We start from the raw sequence: 16,475 nt of genomic DNA, 5'->3' as shown, positions 1-16,475 counted from the left end.
CGCCGATGCGATGGATCTTGTGCGGCACGCGGCTCACTCCGCGCGGTTGCGTACCCGCATGCGCAGGCCGACCGGCGACATGGTGAAGCCCATCAGCTCTTCCGGCTCTTCGCCATCGGCCGTATCGATGGACTCAATGTCGAAGCTGCTGAGCAGCATGGCGCTGGCGAGTTTGATTTCCAGCAGCGCCAGGTAACGGCCGGGGCAGGTGCGCACGCCGGCGCCGAACGGCATCGACACATGTTTGTCCATCGCGTCTTCGCCGCGCTTCAGCCAGCGGTCGGGATCGAACAGGCCGGCCTGCGCGACGTGGCTTTCGCTGACGCTGTCGTTGCGCATCACGCACCACACCAGGCTGCCGGCCGGCACCCGCACATCGCCGACCACGCTGTCGCGTAGCGCTTCGAGCGGAATGAACGGCGCCACCGGCTTGAGGCGCATCGCTTCCTGAGCACAGGCGTCGAGGTAGTCCAGCGCATCCATCTGCTCGACGCTGAAGGCGGCGGCATCGGGCGCCACGCGCATGACTTCTTCCCGGGCCTTTTGCAGCGTGGCCGGATTCCGCTGCAGCAGGTACAGCATCCACGCCAACGTGTTGCTGGTGGTGTCTTCGCCGGCCAGCAGCATGGTGGTGACGTTGCCCGCCACGGCGATGTCGTCGACGCCGCTGCCGCCTTCGTCCGCCGCGCAGATCATCGCTTCGAGCAGGTTGACGGGATGCTGGCGCCGTGCCGGTTCGGCCGCGATGCAGGCGCGTGCGGTGGCGATCAAGTCATCGACTGCCTTGCTCAGCGCGGTCACGCACTGGTCCAGATGGCGGTCGCGCGCCAGCTTGACGTAGCGCCAATACGGGAACAGCGCGATCGAGCGGCGCGCGATCTCCGGCAAGATCACGTCCATGTGGCGCTGGATGACGTCTTCGCCGCCGTCAATGGTATTGACCTCGGTGCCGAAGGCCAGGCCGGCGATCACGTCGACGCTGAAGCGCTTCAGGTCTTCGGCCAGGTCGATGACGGTGCCGTCGCCCGCCGCCTGCCGCCAGCGGCGTTGCAGGCGCAGTCCCACCGATACTAGCGACGGAAAGTAGGCCTTCACCGCGTGCGGCGCCAGCGCGGCCATCACCATGCGCCGCTGGTCGCGCCACGCCGCGCCTTCGGCCATGAACACGCCGGGACGCCCACCGATTTCGTCGGATACCTGGGTGGTGATCGACGGCCGGCGGAAGCCGTCCGGCCGATCGCGCAGCACGGCGTTGACCAGGTCGTGGCCGGCGAGCACCAGGATAGGCGTGCGACCGAATTTGATCCTGAACATGGGGCCATAGCGCTTGCTCCAGGCCTCGACGTCGCGGTGCACGCGCAGCGGGCGGACTTGCGGCAGGTTGCCCGCCAGCGGCCAGGGACGCGGCCCCGGCAGGCTGTCTATGGTGCGCAGATGGTTGGCGGCAGGGGCGGTGATCGTGTTCTCCATGTGGCTTCCTTGTGTGACGATGCCTCACTATGCCTTGCCGCCGGGGGCGCGTATTGAACGTTTGCGACACACCGCCGGCCGCCGCGCTTTAGTATAAACTTTGCAAATGACCGCCACCGAACCCTCCCTGACGCGCCTGATCGTGCCGCCCTTTGCGCTGGCCTCCTGCGTGCGCGCCTACATCACGCGCAGCACGGTGGAGGCGCCGCTGGCCGATGCGGCGGACCGCTTCAATCATTTCCCGGCCACGCCCCATTGTTCCATCACCTGGTTCATCGAAGGCGAGGCCGAGGTGGTCGAGCCGGCGGGCATGCCGCACGAGGAACTGCGCGCCGTCTTTGTCGGCCCGCAGACGCGGCCCATGGCGACCTACAACCCGGGGCCGGTGCGCGTGTTCATGGTGATGTTTTATCCGCAGGCCATGCACGCGCTGAGCGGCATCAACGTGCCGGCGTGGGTCAACCGCTGGGATGCGGTCGAGCGGGTGCTGGGGCCGGAATGGGGCGCGATGTCCGACGCGCTGCTGGCCGCCGCCGACGACCAGGCGCGGCTGGCGGTGCTGGAAGCGTTCCTCGAGCCACGCTGGCAGGCGGCGCGTCCCGGTGGGCCCGGCGCCACGGCGGGCGACTGGGTGCGGCATCTGGCGTGGCAGGTGGCCGATACAGCGCTTGGACGGGGGGTGCGCAGCATCGAGCGCCACATCAAGGCGCGCGCCGGACAGCCGATGCGCAAGCTGCTGCGCCTGCAGCGCGCCGAGCAATCGTTCTTCGACGCGCGCGAGGAATTTATGGCGGGCAAGGTGTTGTGGTCCGACGTGGCCGCGCGCGGCGGCTATTCCGACCAGGCCCACCTGTGCCGCGAGGCGCGCGAAATCACCGGCCACAGCCCGCACGAATTGGCCCGCATCCTGAAGTCCGAAGACGAAAGCTACTGGATCTACCGCATCTGGACGTAAAACCCGGGGTCAGATCTGACATTTGGACACGAGCTCTACCGTAGCACCCGCTACGGTAGAGCTCGTGTCCAAATGTCAGATCTGACCCCGGGTTTAAAGAAGGGTGCCGCCCCAGGTGGCGGGATCGATGTCGGCCGTCGTTTGCGAGAAGGTCCAGATGTGGCCGCCGGGATCGGCCACCGAATACTGCCGCTCGCCGAACGGGTAGTTGGTCGGCGGACTCAGCGAGCGCGCCTTGCTCGCCATGGCGCGCTTGTAGTGCTGGTCGATGTCGCTGACCCGCACCATGATCGAGTGGCAGGGATGGGGACAGGCCGGCGCCGGCTGCGGCCGCTGCGCCACCACCACCGCGCCGGCGCCGCCGGCGATGTTCAATTGGATCCGATGGTCGCCGATGCGCAGCCGCTCGCTGTAGCCGAACGCCTCGCACAGCCATTGCGCCGCCACCGCCACGTCCTGGTAGTGCAGCACCGGGATCACCATCACGTCCTGGATCGAACGGTTGGGCGCCAGTTGCGTCATGCCGCGCCTTCCGCGGCGCGAACGCCATGCATTGCAATACGGTCAGGCGGTAAAACGGTGAGTGTGGCGGCGTTGCGCATGGCTATCCTCCATCGGGACGATTATCGTACGGAGATTTTTTGCTTCCAGTCTTCCCACGCGGTGGTCACCAGGCAGGTAATCAGCAGCGCGCTGTATTCCCAGCCTCCGGTGCCCGGCCCGACCACGAAGAAGCCGTTGTGGCGGTGGAACAGGATGATGCCGGTGGTGTAGATGATAGTCAGCGCGGCGCAGACGGGCAAGGTAAATAATTTCATGGCCAGCAGCAGCGCGCCCAGCGTCTCGGTCACGTTGACCGCGTAGGCCAGGATGGTGCCGCTGCCGCCCGGGAAGCCCTGGTCTTCGAGGATTTGCCCGAGAATGGGACTGCTGCCTTCGTAGAAACGGTAGGCGCCGTGGGTGAAGATCAGTGCGCACAGGACGAGGCGCAACAGGTCGGTGCCGGCCGTCGCGCGAGTAAATATTTTCATAAGGTCTCCAGGAATATTGTTGTTTTTACACTTGGACCGGCATGATCGGCACCGTCTTGTGCAACTGCCTGCGCTGCCGCGTCTGGGCGTCGATAATGCCGCGGATGGCGTCTAGGCGGCGCGGGTCGCGGTACAGCAGGTTGTAGCTTTCGAACGGGATCATCTTGCCGTCCGGCTGGGCGAAATGGATGCACGATTTTTTCAGCGCGCGCACGTCGAGCGAATACGCGTCCATGAACTGCACGATCAGCACCCGGAACACATTGTCGTAGCGGAGTTGCTCGGGCGCGGCGATCAGCGGCAGGCAGCACATCAGTTCGGACAGGCAGTTGGCCTGCGATTCCGGCGAGTGGTTGGTGGAAAACAGCTTGAACACCTGGTCCTTCATGCTGGCCTTGAACTGTTCGTCGCGCTCGAAGACGATGGTGTTGGCGCTGCCTTCGACCAGCGTCTGCGGATCGAGATAGCGGGTCAGCGGCACGGCGCCATCGGCCGTCTTGATCGCGTAGGCCATCGCCAGCGTGTCGGGATTGCACGGCACCGGCACCACGTCCGCGAGCGTGAACAGCGCGCTCTGCTCGGCGATCTTGCGGCGGATTTCGGACACCGTCAGCCGGTGCAGGCGCGGATCGTAGTCCTCGACCCGGCCGGCGTCCTGGATCGGCTGCAGCGTCACGCCGCGCACGCAGGGCTGGCTCAACGCGAACTCGATGATGGCGCCGATTTCATCGTCGTTCAGGCCCTTCTTCAGCGTCACCACCAGCGTGGTCGACAGGCCGGCCGCGTTCAGGTGTTCGAGCGCCTGGCGGCGGATGCGCGTCAGGTCGGCCCCGCGCAGCGTCTTGTGGACTTCGCCGCGCAGCGAGTCGAACTGCAGATAGACTTCGATGCCCGGCGCGTAGCCGGCCAGCCGCTGCGCGAACGCCGGGTCCTGGGCGATGGCGATGCCGTTGGTGTTGACCATCACGTGCTTGATCGGGCGCGCCTTGGCCGCGTCGAGGATGTTCCAGAACTGCGGATGCAGCGTCGGCTCGCCGCCGGACAGCTGCACCACGTCGGCCTCGCCTTCGTTGGCGACCACCGCGTCGAGCATGCGCAGCACCTCGTCCAGCGACTTGTGCGTCTCGCGATGGGTGCCGCTTTCGGCGTAGCACACCGGGCAGTTCAGGTTGCAGTTGTCGGTGATCTCGACCACCGACAGGCAGGAGTGCTGCATGTGGTCCGGGCACAGGCCGCAGTCGTAAGGGCAGCCGTATTCCATGCGCGTGTTGAAGATCTGCGGCATCTCGGGATGCTTGACGAAGACTTCGCGGCACAGCCGGTAGTATTCGACATCGTCGCTGATCAGCACCCGCTCGGTGCCGTGGGCCTGGCACCACTTGTCCATGTAGACGTGATCGTCCTTGAAGATGATCTTCGCTTCCACCGGATGCAGGCAGGTGGAGCAGACCGACGTCGTGGTGTCGTAAAACAGGTAGGGGCGGGTTTTTCTGCTCATGTTATTTCTCGGTTGGCGGCGCCGGCCGGCGCATGGGCATGGGGGCCTAAGAGTTGACGGAGCAGCAGCGGCGTGTAGCACAGCAGCGCCACCAGGCAGACCAGCTGGATGCCGCTCAGCTGCGCGGGATAGAAATACGGCACCGGCTTGAGGCCGTCGACCCACAGCCGCCACAGCAGGTAGCCTGCCAGGTAGAACTTGAACATCAGCCCCGGCCTGGCGCGCCAGCGCTCGCGCGTGGCCAGCAGCGCGCCGCCCCACAGCAGCGCGAAGGCCATGTCATACAGCTGGGTGGGGTGGCGGGCGATGCCGTCGCCGAAATCGACGCCCCACGGCAGCGCCGTCGGCGTGCCGTAGGTGCCGTCGTTGAGCCCGGCCAGGAAGCAGCCGGTGCGGCCGATGATCGTGCCGGCCACCAGCGGCAGCACGAACTGGTCGCCGGTGGACGCACGCGCGCCGGTCAGCTTCTTGGCCAGCTCGACGCCCAGCAGCCCGCCCAGCAGGCCGCCGACGATGGACTGGCCCGACATCCACACGCCGGCGTCGGCCGACAGCGTGCGCCACAGATGGGGGAACTCGATCCAGAACACCAGCTTGTTGCCGATGGCCGCGCCGAGGATGCAGCCGATGACCACCGCGTAGCGGCCCGGCTGCAGCAGGCTGCCGGCGCTTTGCCGGCGGTAGATCTGCACGCCGGCCGCCAGCGCGGCCCATTCAAACAGCAGGTGCAGCAGGTGCGCCGTGGCCGGCGCAAACACCGGCGCGTTCAATCGCCGCGTTCCGGCTGGCCGGGCTGGTCTGATTTGGCCAGTGTGCGGATCAGGCGGAAGCAGCCGTAGGCCAGGCCGAGGCCGATCGCGCCGGGTACGCCCATCATCAGCAGGGCGCCGGCGTCGCGTGCCACCGTGCCGCCGATCACGCCGAAGGCGCCGCAGATGCCGAAGCCGAGCATGAAGACAGAACAGACGGCGATGCTAATCCAGCGCAGAAAAGTAATCATCGGAATGTCAGCAGTAGGTTGTCCGGAAGCCGGTACTATACGATGCCGTGCGGCCGGAATAGTCAACAATTGTCACAGCGGCCCGGTATCAGTCCGGCAGCCGCGCGACAATGCGGTTGCGGCCGGCGCGCTTGGCGTTGTACAGCGCGCGGTCGGCGGCGCCGATCAGCGCTTCGATGTCGACCGCCGCATCGACCTTCTGCGTGGCGATGCCGATGCTGACGGTGATCAGCTTGGCTTCGCTGTTGTTGCGCTCGTGCGGGATCGCCAGCTCCTGCGTGCGGGCGCGGATCGCCTCGGCCATCAGCGTGGCCTGCTCGACGTCGGTCTCGGGCAGTATCATGGCGAATTCCTCGCCGCCGTAGCGCGCCATCAGGTCGCATGGGCGCTTGAGCATGCCGGCCAGCGCGGCGGCCACCTGGATCAGGCACTGGTCGCCTTTCTGGTGGCCGTAGTGGTCGTTGTAGGCCTTGAAGTGGTCGATGTCTATCATCAGCAGCGACAGCGGCGTGCCGCCGCGCTTGGCGCGCCGGTGCTCCTTCTCCATCGCGACGTCGAAGTGGCGGCGGTTGGCGATGCCGGTCAGGCCGTCGGAGAAGGTTTGCGAGCGCAGCACCATGGCCTGCTCGCGCAGCAGCTTCTCGCGGCCGACGGCGATGCTGACGTCGTTGATCTGTATCAGGCAATGGCGCGGCGCGCCTTCCACCGCGATCGGCGTGATCTCCACCGCCTGCTGGACGCGCTCGTTGCGGGCCGCCGCCGCCGGGTTGGCGTACAGCTCGAACGGCGCCTTGTTCAGCGTTTGCGACAGCAGCGACGGGAAGTTGTTGTACAGCGCCTGCTGAATGGCGGCGTCGACGCGGCCGCCGCGCAGGCCGGGGCAGACGCTGAAGAAATCGGCGCCGATCACCTGTTCGTGGCCCAGGCCGGAATGCCTGGCCATCCACGAATTCCACAGCACGATGCGGCGCTCGCCGTCGAGCATGATCACGCCCAGGTTTACCGCGCACAGCACGCTGTGCAGCAGGTTGAGGCGGTGGGGGGCGGACGGCGTATCCATCATGCCTGGCCCATCGCGCGGGCGATGTAGAGGTTGATCTGTTCCTTCAGGTCGTGCAGCGCCGAGATGTCGAGCACGAAGGCGACGTAGCCGTGGATCTGGTGCTTCTCCAGCACGAAATCGATGTGCAGCATCAGCACCACGGTGTCCGGCTGGCTGCCGGAGGCGACCAGGATTTCGTCGCTGGTGCCCACGTGGTAAGCCGGCAGCGAGCCGTGCAGCTCGCGCTGGAAGATGTTGGCCAGCGTGCCGACGCAGGAATTGAGGATGATGTTGCCGATCTCGCACATCGCCTCCTGTTCCATTTCGGTCAGCTCCTTGAGCGGCACCGACTCGCCCACCATCAGGCGCACGATCTCCAGGCTTTTATCCTCGGGGAACATCAGGATCGCCTCGGTCGAGAACGCGCCCTCGTAGTGCTGGCTGACGCCGCAGATGCGCTCGGTCTCGTCGTCCTTGGCGCCCAGCAGGCGCGCCGCCTCGGAGCGGTTGATGAAGCTGATCGACGGCACCGACATGTGCACCGCTTCGTTGACGATGGCGCTCATCGACGCCGCCGCCTGGCCGACGCCGATGTTGAAGATCTCGATCAGCGCATCGTTTTCCAGTTCGGAGAGGTTGAACATGGCTACGCCGCTTCCAGCGTGGAGAGCAGTTGCGCGATGCGCGCCTCGGTGATCGGCTTTTCCATGAAGCCTATGCCCAGCTGGGTCGCGCGGTCGCGGGTGGCGCTCTGCACGTTGGCCGTCAGCAGCGAGATCGGCAGGGCGGGAAATTCCTGGCGCAGCAGTTCGGCGGCGGCGATGCCGCCCATGCCGGGCATGTTGACGTCCATCAGGATCAGGTCGGGATGCGCGGTGCGAGCCTTGAGCAGCGCCTCTTCGCCGGTGCCGGCTTCCTCGACGACCCAATCGGCATGCAAGCCGGTGATGTACTGGCGCGCCATCAGCCGCGAAACGCGGCTGTCATCGACTATCAAGACGGTTTTGGTTTGTGTCATCTGTATCTCCGGCGATCTTTTTTTATGCTCTGCATGGAAACTATTCTCGCATATCCAGGGGAGCAACTGGCGACCATCGTGACACTTGTGCGTGTCTGCGACACCGGGGCGATTTTGATATTGTCTGAGCGCAATTTTCTGGGATGAAAACGGGGATCCGTTAGAATAGCGGTATTGAATTCCCCTCTCTTATAGAAACATCATGACCCAAGACGAACTGAAACAAGCCGTAGCCCGTAGCGCCATCGAATACGTGGTGGAAAACGAGATCATCGGCGTCGGCACCGGCTCCACCGCCAATTTCTTCATCGACGAGCTGGCCAAGATCAAGCACCGCATCAAGGGCGCGGTGGCGTCGTCCGAAGCGACCGCGGCGCGTCTGCGCGGCCACGGCATCGAAGTGTTCGACCTGAACGACGTGCCGGAGATCGCCGTCTACATCGACGGCGCCGACGAAATCACCAACGCCGGCGCGATGATCAAGGGCGGCGGCGCCGCCCTGACGCGCGAGAAGATCGTTGCCTCGGTGTCGAAACAGTTCGTCTGCATCGCCGATGGTTCCAAGCTGGTCGAGGTGATGGGCAAGTTCCCGCTGCCGGTGGAAGTGCTGCCGATGGCGCGCGCCTCGGTCACCCGCGCGCTGGCCAAGCTCGGCGGTACGCCGAAGCTGCGCCTGAAGCCGGGCACCGAGGAAGCTTTCATCACCGACAACGGCGGCGTGCTCATCGACGTGGCCGGCTTGTCGATCACCGACCCGGTCGGCCTGGAGCAGCAGATCAACCAGATCGTCGGCGTGATCGCGGTAGGCCTGTTCGCGGCGCGCGGCGCCAACGTCTGCCTGCTGGGCACGGCCGACGGCGTCAAGACGTTGAAATTCTGATGAGCCGCCGCTCACTGGTACTGCTGTTGTGCGGTGGCGCGTTGTTGAGCGCCGCGCTGGGAGCCTGTTCGTGGCTGCCGTCCAAACAGCGCGACGAGGAGGCCGAGGCCGCCCGCGCGCTGGCGGCGGCGCGCAAGCCGGCGCCGCGCACCACGGCCGCCGATGGCACGCCGCTGGCGCGCGTCGACGGTGTCGAGATCGAGAAGGTGCCGTTCCGCGCCGGCGTGTCGTCGGCGACGGTGGAGAACCTGGCCAAGCATCAGGGCTGCACGGGCGGGTGGGGCGCTGGATTGGTGAGCGAACCGGGACCGGTCGAGATTTACCGCATGACTTGCGAAAGCGGCAAGGTCTTCATTGCGAAGTGCGAGCTGAAACAGTGTAAAGCGATGTAATGCGCGCTGGCGGCGGGCGCCGCCAGCGTTGCCGGACTTACTCGGTCGGCGGCACGTAGCCCATGGCGGCATCGGCGCCGTCGCCGAAGAAGTGCTTTTCCATCTGCGTCGCCAGGTATTTGCGGGCGCGCTGGTCGGCCAGGTTCAGGCGGTTTTCGTTGACCAGCATGGTCTGGTGCTTGAGCCACGCGGCCCAGGCTTCCTTGGAAACCGATTCATAGATCTTCTTACCCAGTTCACCCGGATACGGCGGGAAGTCCAGGCCTTCGGCTTCCTTGTTGAGTTTGATGCATTGAACGGTGCGGGCCATCAGTGTTGCTCCTAAAGCGGTATGTGAATCCGTGATTATAAGGTCTTAACCAGAACCTGTGATTTGCGCTGCCAGTTGTACATGCGCTGGCGGTCCTTCGGCAGGGCGTCCACGGTGGTCGGCACGAAGCCGCGCTTCTGGAACCAGTGCGAGGTGCGGGTGGTCAGCACGAACAGCTTTTGCACGCCGATGGAGCGCGCGCGGTTCTCCATGTGCTTGAGGATGCGCTCGCCGTCGCCCTGGGCCTGGACCTCGGGGTTGACGGTCAGGCATGCCATTTCGGCCATTTTCTGTTCCGGGAACGGGTACAGCGCGGCGCAGCCGAAGATCACGCCGTCGTGCTCGATGACGGAGAAGTAATCGATTTCGCGCTCGATCAGCTCGCGGCCGCGCTTGACCAGCGTGCCGTCGGCCTCCAGCGGCTCGATCAGCTTGATAATCCCGCCGACGTCCTCAATTGTGGCCTGGCGCAGCGATTCCAGGTTCTCGTGCGAGATCATGGTGCCGACGCCATCGTGGGTGAACAGCTCCAGCAGCGCCGAGCCGTCCATGCTGAACGAGACGATGTGCGAGCGCTCGACGCCGTTGTCGCAGGCCTTGATGCAGTGTTTCAGGTAGAACGCGGTGGCGTCCGGCAGGAAGCCGGCCTGCAGCACGGCTTCGGCCTGGTGCGAGGACAGCTCGCGGATTTCGGCGCCGCCGGCGTCGGTCATCATGCCTGTTTCGGTGATGAAGATCAGCTTGTCGGCGTGCAGCGCGATGGCGGTGGCGCAGGCCACGTCTTCCATCGTCAGGTTGAACGCCTCGCCGGTGGGCGAGAAGCCCAGCGGCGACAGCAGCACCAGGCCGTCCGAGCCGAGGATGGAGTGGATGGTTTCGGCGTCGACCTTGCGGGTGACGCCGGTCAGCTCGAGGTCGACGCCGTCGATCACGCCCAGCGGACGGGCGGTGATGAAGTTGCCGGAAATGATACGAATCGCCGCGTTGGACATCGGCGTGTTCGGCAAGCCCTGGCTGAACGCGGCTTCGATGTCGAGGCGCAGCTCGCCGGCGGCCTCCTTGGCGCACTCCATGGCGGCGATGTCGGTGATGCGCACGCCGTTGTGGAAGCGGCCTTCGACGTTACGCAGCGCCAGCTGTTCGGCCACCTGCGGGCGCGAGCCGTAGACCACGGTAACGTTGATATCGAGCGCGTGCAGCAGCGACAGATCGTGGGCCAGCACCTGCAAGGCGCCGGCGCTGACCAGCTCACCAGGGAAGGCGACCACGAAGGTCTTGCCACGGAAGGCGTGGATGTAGGGCGCGACGGAACGCAGCCATTGGACGAATTGGGTAGGGTTTTCCATTAGCCGCATTATAATTCGGTGCGCGACTTCCGCGCCAAAACCTTTGTAAAAAACAATGTCAGAAGCCAGCAACAAGCCAAAAGGCGCAAATAGCGCGCCCGCCAATCCGCAAAACGCCGTCCGCCCCCGCACTCCGCAAGCGCCCAACGCCCGGCAAGGGCAGGGGCAGCCACGCCCGCAAGGGGAGGCACGCCAGGGCGGCCAGCAGCGCGCTGCGCGCCCGCAAGGTGGTCCGCAAGGTGGGGCGCAGCGCCCACCGCGCGCGGAAGGGCAGCCGCAAGCGGCGCGCGTTCCGCGTCCGGCCAGCGCGCCGCTGCCGGACGGCGAGGGTTCGCTGGTCCCGCCACCGCGCCGCGAGCCCCGGCTGCGCCTGACGCCGGAGGAACTGGCCGCCAAGGAAGCCGAACGCAACTTCCGCAACCCGCTTCCGCCGATCACCTATCCCGAAGACCTGCCGGTCTCCGGCCGCCGCCACGAAATCGCCGAGGCCCTGGTCAACAACCAGGTCATCATCGTCTCCGGCGAAACCGGCTCGGGCAAGACCACGCAGCTGCCGAAGATCTGCCTGGAGCTGGGACGCGGCCAGAAAGGCCTGATCGGCCACACGCAGCCGCGTCGTATCGCCGCCTCGTCCACCGCCAAGCGCATTGCCCAGGAGCTGGGCACGCCGCTGGGCGAGACGGTCGGCTTCAAGGTCCGCTTCGCGGACACGCTGACCAAGGGCGCCTCGGTCAAGCTGATGACCGATGGTATCCTGCTGGCCGAAACGCAGACCGACCCGTTGCTCAAGGGCTACGACACCATCATCATCGATGAGGCGCACGAACGCAGCCTGAACATCGACTTCCTGCTCGGCTACCTGAAACAGCTGCTGCCGCGCCGCCCGGACCTGAAGGTGATCATCACCTCCGCGACCATCGACGCCGAGCGCTTCTCGCGCCACTTCGGCACGCTGGAAAAGCCGGCGCCGGTGATCGAGGTCTCCGGTCGCCTGTACAAGGTGGAAGTGCGCTACCGCCCGATCGAAAGCGATGTAATCAATCCGGCCGTGGCCAACGCCGAAGGCAAGGGCCAGCGCACCGCCGCCGCCCGCGAAAAGCGCGACCTGATGGATGCCGTGATCGACGGCGTCGACGAACTGGCGCGCCTAGGCTCCGGCGACGTGCTGGTGTTCCTGCCCGGCGAACGCGAAATCCGCGACGCCGCCGAAGCCCTGCGCAAGCACCATCCGCCGCACGTGGAAATCCTGCCGCTGTTCGCCCGCCTGTCGGCCGAGGAGCAGGAGCGCGTGTTCAAGCTGACCAACGCGCGCCGCATCGTCCTGGCCACCAACGTGGCAGAGACATCGCTGACCGTGCCCGGCATCCGCTACGTGGTGGACGCCGGCCTGGCGCGCGTGAAGCGCTACAGCTACCGCAACAAGGTCGAGCAGCTGCAGATCGAGCCGATCGCCCAGTCGGCGGCCAACCAGCGCGCCGGCCGATGCGGCCGTGTGGCCGATGGCGTCTGCATCCGTTTGTACGAAGAGCAGGACTACCTGCAGCGGCCGAAGTTCACAGAGCCGGAAATCCTGCGCTCGTCGCTGGCGTCGGTCATCCTGCGCATGAAGTCCCTGCACCTGACGGACGTGGAGACTTTCCCGTTCATCGAGCCGCCGCTGGCCCGCGCCATCGCGGACGGCTACCAGCTGCTGCAGGAACTGGGCGCCGTCGACGAATACAACCAGCTGACGCCACTGGGCAAGAAGCTGTCCAAGCTGCCGCTCGATCCGCGCGTCGGCCGCATGATTTTGGCCGCGCTGGACAATGTCTGCCTGGAGGAAGTGCTGATCATCGCTTCGGCACTGTCGGTGCAGGATCCGCGCGACCGTCCGATGGAGCACCAGCAGGCGGCCGACGAGGCGCACAAGAAGTTCGCCGATGAGAAGTCCGAATTCCTCAGCTATATCAAGATCTGGAAGTGGTTCGAAAACGCGATCGAGCACAAGAAAACCAATCGCCAGCTGATGGACAACTGCCGTACCAACTTCCTGTCGCAACTGCGCCTGCGCGAATGGCGCGACGTCCACTCGCAGCTGCTGACTATCGTCAAGGAGCAGGGCTGGCGCGTCAACGAAACGCCGGCCACCTACGAGAACCTGCATCTGGCGCTGCTGACTGGTTTGCTGGGCAATATCGGCTTCAAGAGCGAAGACGAACCGGTCGCCGGCTACCTGGGCGCGCGCGGCATCAAGTTCAATATCTGGCCTGGCTCCTCGCTGTTGAAGAAGCCGGGCAAGTGGATCATGGCGGCCGAACTGGTCGACACCACGCGCCTGTATGCGCGCTGCGTGGCGCAGATCCAGCCGGAGTGGCTGGAGAAGGTCGGCGGCCACCTGCTGAAAAAATCGTGGGGCGAGCCGCGCTGGGAGAAAAAATCGGCGCAGGTGACCGCGTCCGAACGCGCGACCTTGTACGGCCTGGTGGTGTACAGCCAGCGCCGCATCAACTACGGCTTGTTCAATCCTGTCGAGGCGCGCGAGATCTTCATCCGCGACGCGCTGGTCGGCGGCGACTATGAGACACGGGCGCCGTTCTTCGCCCACAACCATAAGCTGATCAAGGAAATCGAAAACCTCGAACACAAGTCGCGCCGCCTGGACGTGCTGGTGGACGATGAACTGATCGCTGCCTTCTACGACAAGCTGATACCGGCCGACGTGGTCAACGGCGCCGGCTTCGAGAAGTGGCACAAGGATGCGACGGCCGCCGAGCCGAAGCTGCTGTACCTGAACCGCGACGAATTGATGCGGCATGAAGCGGCCGGCGTCACCACCGACCTGTTCCCGAAGATCATGTCGGTGACCGGCCTCGAACTGGCGCTGACCTATCACTTCGAGCCTGGCAGCGTGCGCGATGGCGTCACGCTGGCCGTGCCGCTGTATGCGTTGAACCAGCTGCCGCGCGAGCGTTGCGAGTGGCTGGTGCCGGGCATGCTGAAGGAGAAGGTGCATCTGCTGCTGAAGTCCCTGCCGCAAAAGCTGCGCCGCCATTGCGTGCCGCTGCCGGATTACGCGGCCAGGTTCTGCGAGCGTGTGCACGAAGCGGGCGTGTTCGGGCGCGGCGACTTGATCGACGCGATCATCGCCGATATTCGCACCCAGATCACGATTTCGGTGCTGACCACCGACTTCAAGCCGGAGACGCTGCCCGCCCACCACTTCATGAATTTCAAGGTGATCGACGAGCACGGACGCCAGCTGGAAATGGGCCGCAACCTGGCCACGCTGCAGGCGGAATTCGGCATGCAGGCGCGCGAGAGCTTCCAGAAGATGGCGGAGGCTTCGGGGCCGCAGTCGACGGTGGCCGTGCGTCCCGTCGTCGCACCCGCGAACGCGGGTGCCCATACAAAGCCTGCCGAAGTTGCGACAACAACCAACAACATCACGCTGACCGGCCTGACCTCGTGGACCTTCGGCGAGCTGCCGGAGCTGCTGGAAATCGCCCAGGGCAAGCTGACCCTGATCGGCTTCCCGGCGCTGGTCGACAAGGGCACGCACTGCGACCTGGAAGTGTTCGACGATCCGACGGTGGCCGCGCGCACGCACCGCGTGGGCTTGCGCCGCCTGTTCTCGCTGCAGATGAAGGACCAGATCAAGTTCATCGAAAAGAGCATCCCCGGGCTGCAGCAGATGGGCATGCAGTTCATGAGCATGGGCACGCAGGAAGAGCTGCGCGAGCAGATCATCAACAAGGCGCTGGACATCGCCTGCCTGCAGGATCCGCTGCCGGTGGACGCGGCCAGCTTCGCCAAGCGCAAGGACGAGGGCAAGTCGCGCCTGGTGCTGCTGGTGAACGAGATCGCGCGTTTGCTGTCGTCGGTGCTGACCGAGTTCCATGGCTTGCCCAAGCGGCTGCAAGGACTGCCGGCGCCGGCGGCGGCGGACATGCAGGCGCAGTTGCAGGGGCTGGTCAACAAACGTTTCCTGTCGGAGAACGAGTACAGTCAACTGTCGCATTTCCCGCGCTACCTGAAGGCGATGAACGTGCGCATCGAGAAGCTGCGCGGCGATCCGTCCCGCGATGCGAAATTGATGGCCGAGTGGCAGCAGGCGGCGATGCTGTATCAGCGTGTGGCCAAGGATAAATCGGCGGGCAAGAACACCGATCCGAAGCTGGTCGAGTTCCGCTGGATGCTGGAGGAGTTACGGGTATCGCTGTTCGCGCAGGAGCTGCGCACGCCGATGCCGGTGTCGGCCAAGCGTCTGCAGAAAGTGTGGGAATCGATGCAACGCTAGACGCCGTTAAGCGCGCTGGCGTACGCAGGCCGGAGGGGTTTTCGCGGTAGACTTTATCTCAACAGGAGAATGTCGCCATGAAGCTCAAAACCGCCGGCTTGCTGCGCAGCCTGGTTCGCTCGGGCAAGCGCATGACGAAATTGCTTGTCGCGGCCACGGCCGCAGCCACGCCGAAGACCAAGCCTAAATCCAAGCCTAAATCCAAGCGCAAGCGAACGCCGGCCGCCGCGCCGCGCGTGGCTGCGCCCGCGCCGCGGACGAAGCCGCCTGCCGCTGCCCACGTTCCGCCATCGCCCGGCAAATGGCTGGCATCGCACCTCACCGCCTCCGGGCACCGCATGAGCTACTGGCTCTACCTTCCCAACAAGATTCCCGATGCTGCCGTCCGCAACGGCCTGCCGCTGCTGGTGATGCTGCACGGCTGTCAGCAGACCGCCACGCAGTTCGCGCAAGGCACTCGCATGAACCACTGGGCCGAGCAGATGGGCTATGCCGTGTTGTATCCGCAGCAGCTGGTCAGCACGCACGCCCAGCGCTGCTGGAAGTGGTACGACCGTGCCACGCAGGAAGGCGGCGGCGATGTGCCGATGATCGTCGGCATCGTCAACAAAGTGTTGACTGAATATGCCATTGACCGCTCGCGTATTTACATCGCCGGCATTTCGGCCGGCGCCGGCATGGCCAACATCGTCGCGCTGAACCATCCGCGTTTATTTGCGGCGGTGGGGCTGCATTCGGGACCGGTGTTTGGCGCCGGTCACAGCACGATAGGCGCACTGGGCGTGATGCAGCACGGCGCCGGCCCGCGTGCCGAGCTTGCGGCGCGCGAGGTGCTGATACGCCAGCCACAATTCCCCGGCATGCCGGCGATCCTGATCCAGGGGGAGGGTGACAGCGTGGTGCGGCCGGTCAATCAGCATCAACTGGCGCGGCAAAGCCTGTTGCTGAACCGTCTGGGAGGAGCGCCCAAGACCACGGAGAGGCCGCAGGGACGCGGCGGTAGTCACAACGCCCACCGGCTACATGATTTCTATGAAGGAAGAAAACTGCTGCTGCGTGTGGCGCAGATCGCAGACCTCGACCACGCCTGGAGCGGCGGCGATCCCGCGCTGGCCTTCAACGCCAAAGCCGGCCCCGACGCCAGCAAGATGATGCTGGAATTCTTCTCGCGCCACCAGCGCTAATCCGGGGTCAGGTCTGACATTTGGACACGAACTCTGCCGTAGCGGCTGCTACGGCAGAGTTCGTGTCCAAATG

At 65.3% G+C, this 16,475-nt stretch carries 16 protein-coding genes; 5 read left to right on the top strand and 11 right to left on the bottom strand.

Features of this window, described 5'->3' with window-relative positions:
* Positions 1 to 33: 33 nt before the first annotated feature.
* The gene (locus ACCD07_RS26980) at positions 34 to 1,470 is read right to left on the bottom strand and encodes a cytochrome P450 (RefSeq protein WP_413449125.1); all 1,437 of its coding nucleotides are present in this window, start codon (positions 1,468 to 1,470) and stop codon (positions 34 to 36) included.
* A 106-nt stretch (positions 1,471 to 1,576) separates the two neighbouring features.
* Here ACCD07_RS26980 and ACCD07_RS26975 point away from each other — a divergent pair, with 106 nt between their 5' ends.
* The gene (locus ACCD07_RS26975) at positions 1,577 to 2,425 is read left to right on the top strand and encodes a helix-turn-helix domain-containing protein (protein WP_413449124.1); all 849 of its coding nucleotides are present in this window, start codon (positions 1,577 to 1,579) and stop codon (positions 2,423 to 2,425) included.
* Positions 2,426 to 2,518: 93 nt separating this feature from the next.
* On the opposite strand, the gene ACCD07_RS26970 is transcribed toward ACCD07_RS26975, so the two are convergent.
* From ACCD07_RS26970 to ACCD07_RS26935, 8 genes are all read right to left on the bottom strand, one after another.
* Positions 2,519 to 2,947: a VOC family protein gene (locus ACCD07_RS26970; protein ID WP_353403989.1), complete on the bottom strand. Its 429-nt coding sequence runs from the start codon at positions 2,945 to 2,947 to the stop codon at positions 2,519 to 2,521.
* A gap of 101 nt (positions 2,948 to 3,048) precedes the next feature.
* Positions 3,049 to 3,456, bottom strand: a complete 408-nt coding sequence (locus tag ACCD07_RS26965; protein WP_176654262.1) for a DoxX family protein — start codon at positions 3,454 to 3,456, stop codon at positions 3,049 to 3,051.
* 25 nt (positions 3,457 to 3,481) lie between these two features.
* Entirely contained in the window at positions 3,482 to 4,954 is a 1,473-nt protein-coding gene (locus ACCD07_RS26960) for a radical SAM protein (protein WP_413449123.1), read from the bottom strand.
* A complete protein-coding gene (locus tag ACCD07_RS26955) occupies positions 4,951 to 5,724 on the bottom strand; it encodes a prolipoprotein diacylglyceryl transferase (protein ID WP_353403992.1) in 774 nt (257 codons plus the stop codon). Before ACCD07_RS26955 ends, ACCD07_RS26960 begins: the two co-directional genes overlap by 4 nt.
* Positions 5,721 to 5,954, bottom strand: coding sequence for a hypothetical protein (locus tag ACCD07_RS26950; protein ID WP_353403993.1), 234 nt, complete (start codon positions 5,952 to 5,954; stop codon positions 5,721 to 5,723). The genes ACCD07_RS26955 and ACCD07_RS26950 overlap by 4 nt, the downstream gene beginning before the upstream one ends.
* Before the next feature lie 88 nt (positions 5,955 to 6,042).
* Positions 6,043 to 7,017, bottom strand: a complete 975-nt coding sequence (locus ACCD07_RS26945; protein WP_413449122.1) for a diguanylate cyclase domain-containing protein — start codon at positions 7,015 to 7,017, stop codon at positions 6,043 to 6,045.
* Complete coding sequence (locus ACCD07_RS26940) at positions 7,014 to 7,640, bottom strand: chemotaxis protein CheC (RefSeq protein WP_176654267.1); 627 nt, start codon at positions 7,638 to 7,640, stop codon at positions 7,014 to 7,016. The genes ACCD07_RS26945 and ACCD07_RS26940 overlap by 4 nt, the downstream gene beginning before the upstream one ends.
* Before the next feature lie 2 nt (positions 7,641 to 7,642).
* Positions 7,643 to 8,014, bottom strand: coding sequence for a response regulator (locus ACCD07_RS26935; protein ID WP_176654268.1), 372 nt, complete (start codon positions 8,012 to 8,014; stop codon positions 7,643 to 7,645).
* Between the two features lie 202 nt (positions 8,015 to 8,216).
* Between ACCD07_RS26935 and rpiA the strand changes: the two genes are divergently transcribed.
* Together rpiA and ACCD07_RS26925 are read left to right on the top strand one after the other, a co-directional pair.
* A complete protein-coding gene (rpiA, locus tag ACCD07_RS26930; RefSeq protein WP_413449121.1) occupies positions 8,217 to 8,894 on the top strand; it encodes a ribose-5-phosphate isomerase RpiA in 678 nt (225 codons plus the stop codon).
* A complete protein-coding gene (locus tag ACCD07_RS26925) occupies positions 8,894 to 9,286 on the top strand; it encodes a hypothetical protein (RefSeq protein ID WP_413449120.1) in 393 nt (130 codons plus the stop codon). Before rpiA ends, ACCD07_RS26925 begins: the two co-directional genes overlap by 1 nt.
* 37 nt (positions 9,287 to 9,323) lie before the next feature.
* Here ACCD07_RS26925 and ACCD07_RS26920 read toward each other — a convergent pair whose 3' ends face one another.
* Together ACCD07_RS26920 and argA are read right to left on the bottom strand one after the other, a co-directional pair.
* Positions 9,324 to 9,596 carry an oxidative damage protection protein gene (locus ACCD07_RS26920; RefSeq protein WP_008451241.1) on the bottom strand — a complete coding sequence of 91 codons (273 nt, stop codon included), beginning with the start codon at positions 9,594 to 9,596 and terminating at the stop codon, positions 9,324 to 9,326.
* A 35-nt stretch (positions 9,597 to 9,631) separates the two neighbouring features.
* Positions 9,632 to 10,942 carry an amino-acid N-acetyltransferase gene (gene argA / locus ACCD07_RS26915; RefSeq protein WP_176654271.1) on the bottom strand — a complete coding sequence of 437 codons (1,311 nt, stop codon included), beginning with the start codon at positions 10,940 to 10,942 and terminating at the stop codon, positions 9,632 to 9,634.
* A gap of 55 nt (positions 10,943 to 10,997) precedes the next feature.
* Between argA and hrpA the strand changes: the two genes are divergently transcribed.
* Together hrpA and ACCD07_RS26905 are read left to right on the top strand one after the other, a co-directional pair.
* A complete protein-coding gene (hrpA, locus tag ACCD07_RS26910; protein ID WP_413449119.1) occupies positions 10,998 to 15,218 on the top strand; it encodes an ATP-dependent RNA helicase HrpA in 4,221 nt (1,406 codons plus the stop codon).
* A gap of 77 nt (positions 15,219 to 15,295) precedes the next feature.
* The gene (locus tag ACCD07_RS26905) at positions 15,296 to 16,402 is read left to right on the top strand and encodes an alpha/beta hydrolase family esterase (RefSeq protein WP_413449118.1); all 1,107 of its coding nucleotides are present in this window, start codon (positions 15,296 to 15,298) and stop codon (positions 16,400 to 16,402) included.
* Positions 16,403 to 16,475: the final 73 nt, after the last annotated feature.

Source organism: Duganella sp. Dugasp56 (assembly GCF_047304105.1).
In the GTDB taxonomy this organism is placed as follows: domain Bacteria; phylum Pseudomonadota; class Gammaproteobacteria; order Burkholderiales; family Burkholderiaceae_D; genus Rugamonas; species Rugamonas hordei.
This window is presented reverse-complemented; position numbering and strand designations above follow the sequence as displayed.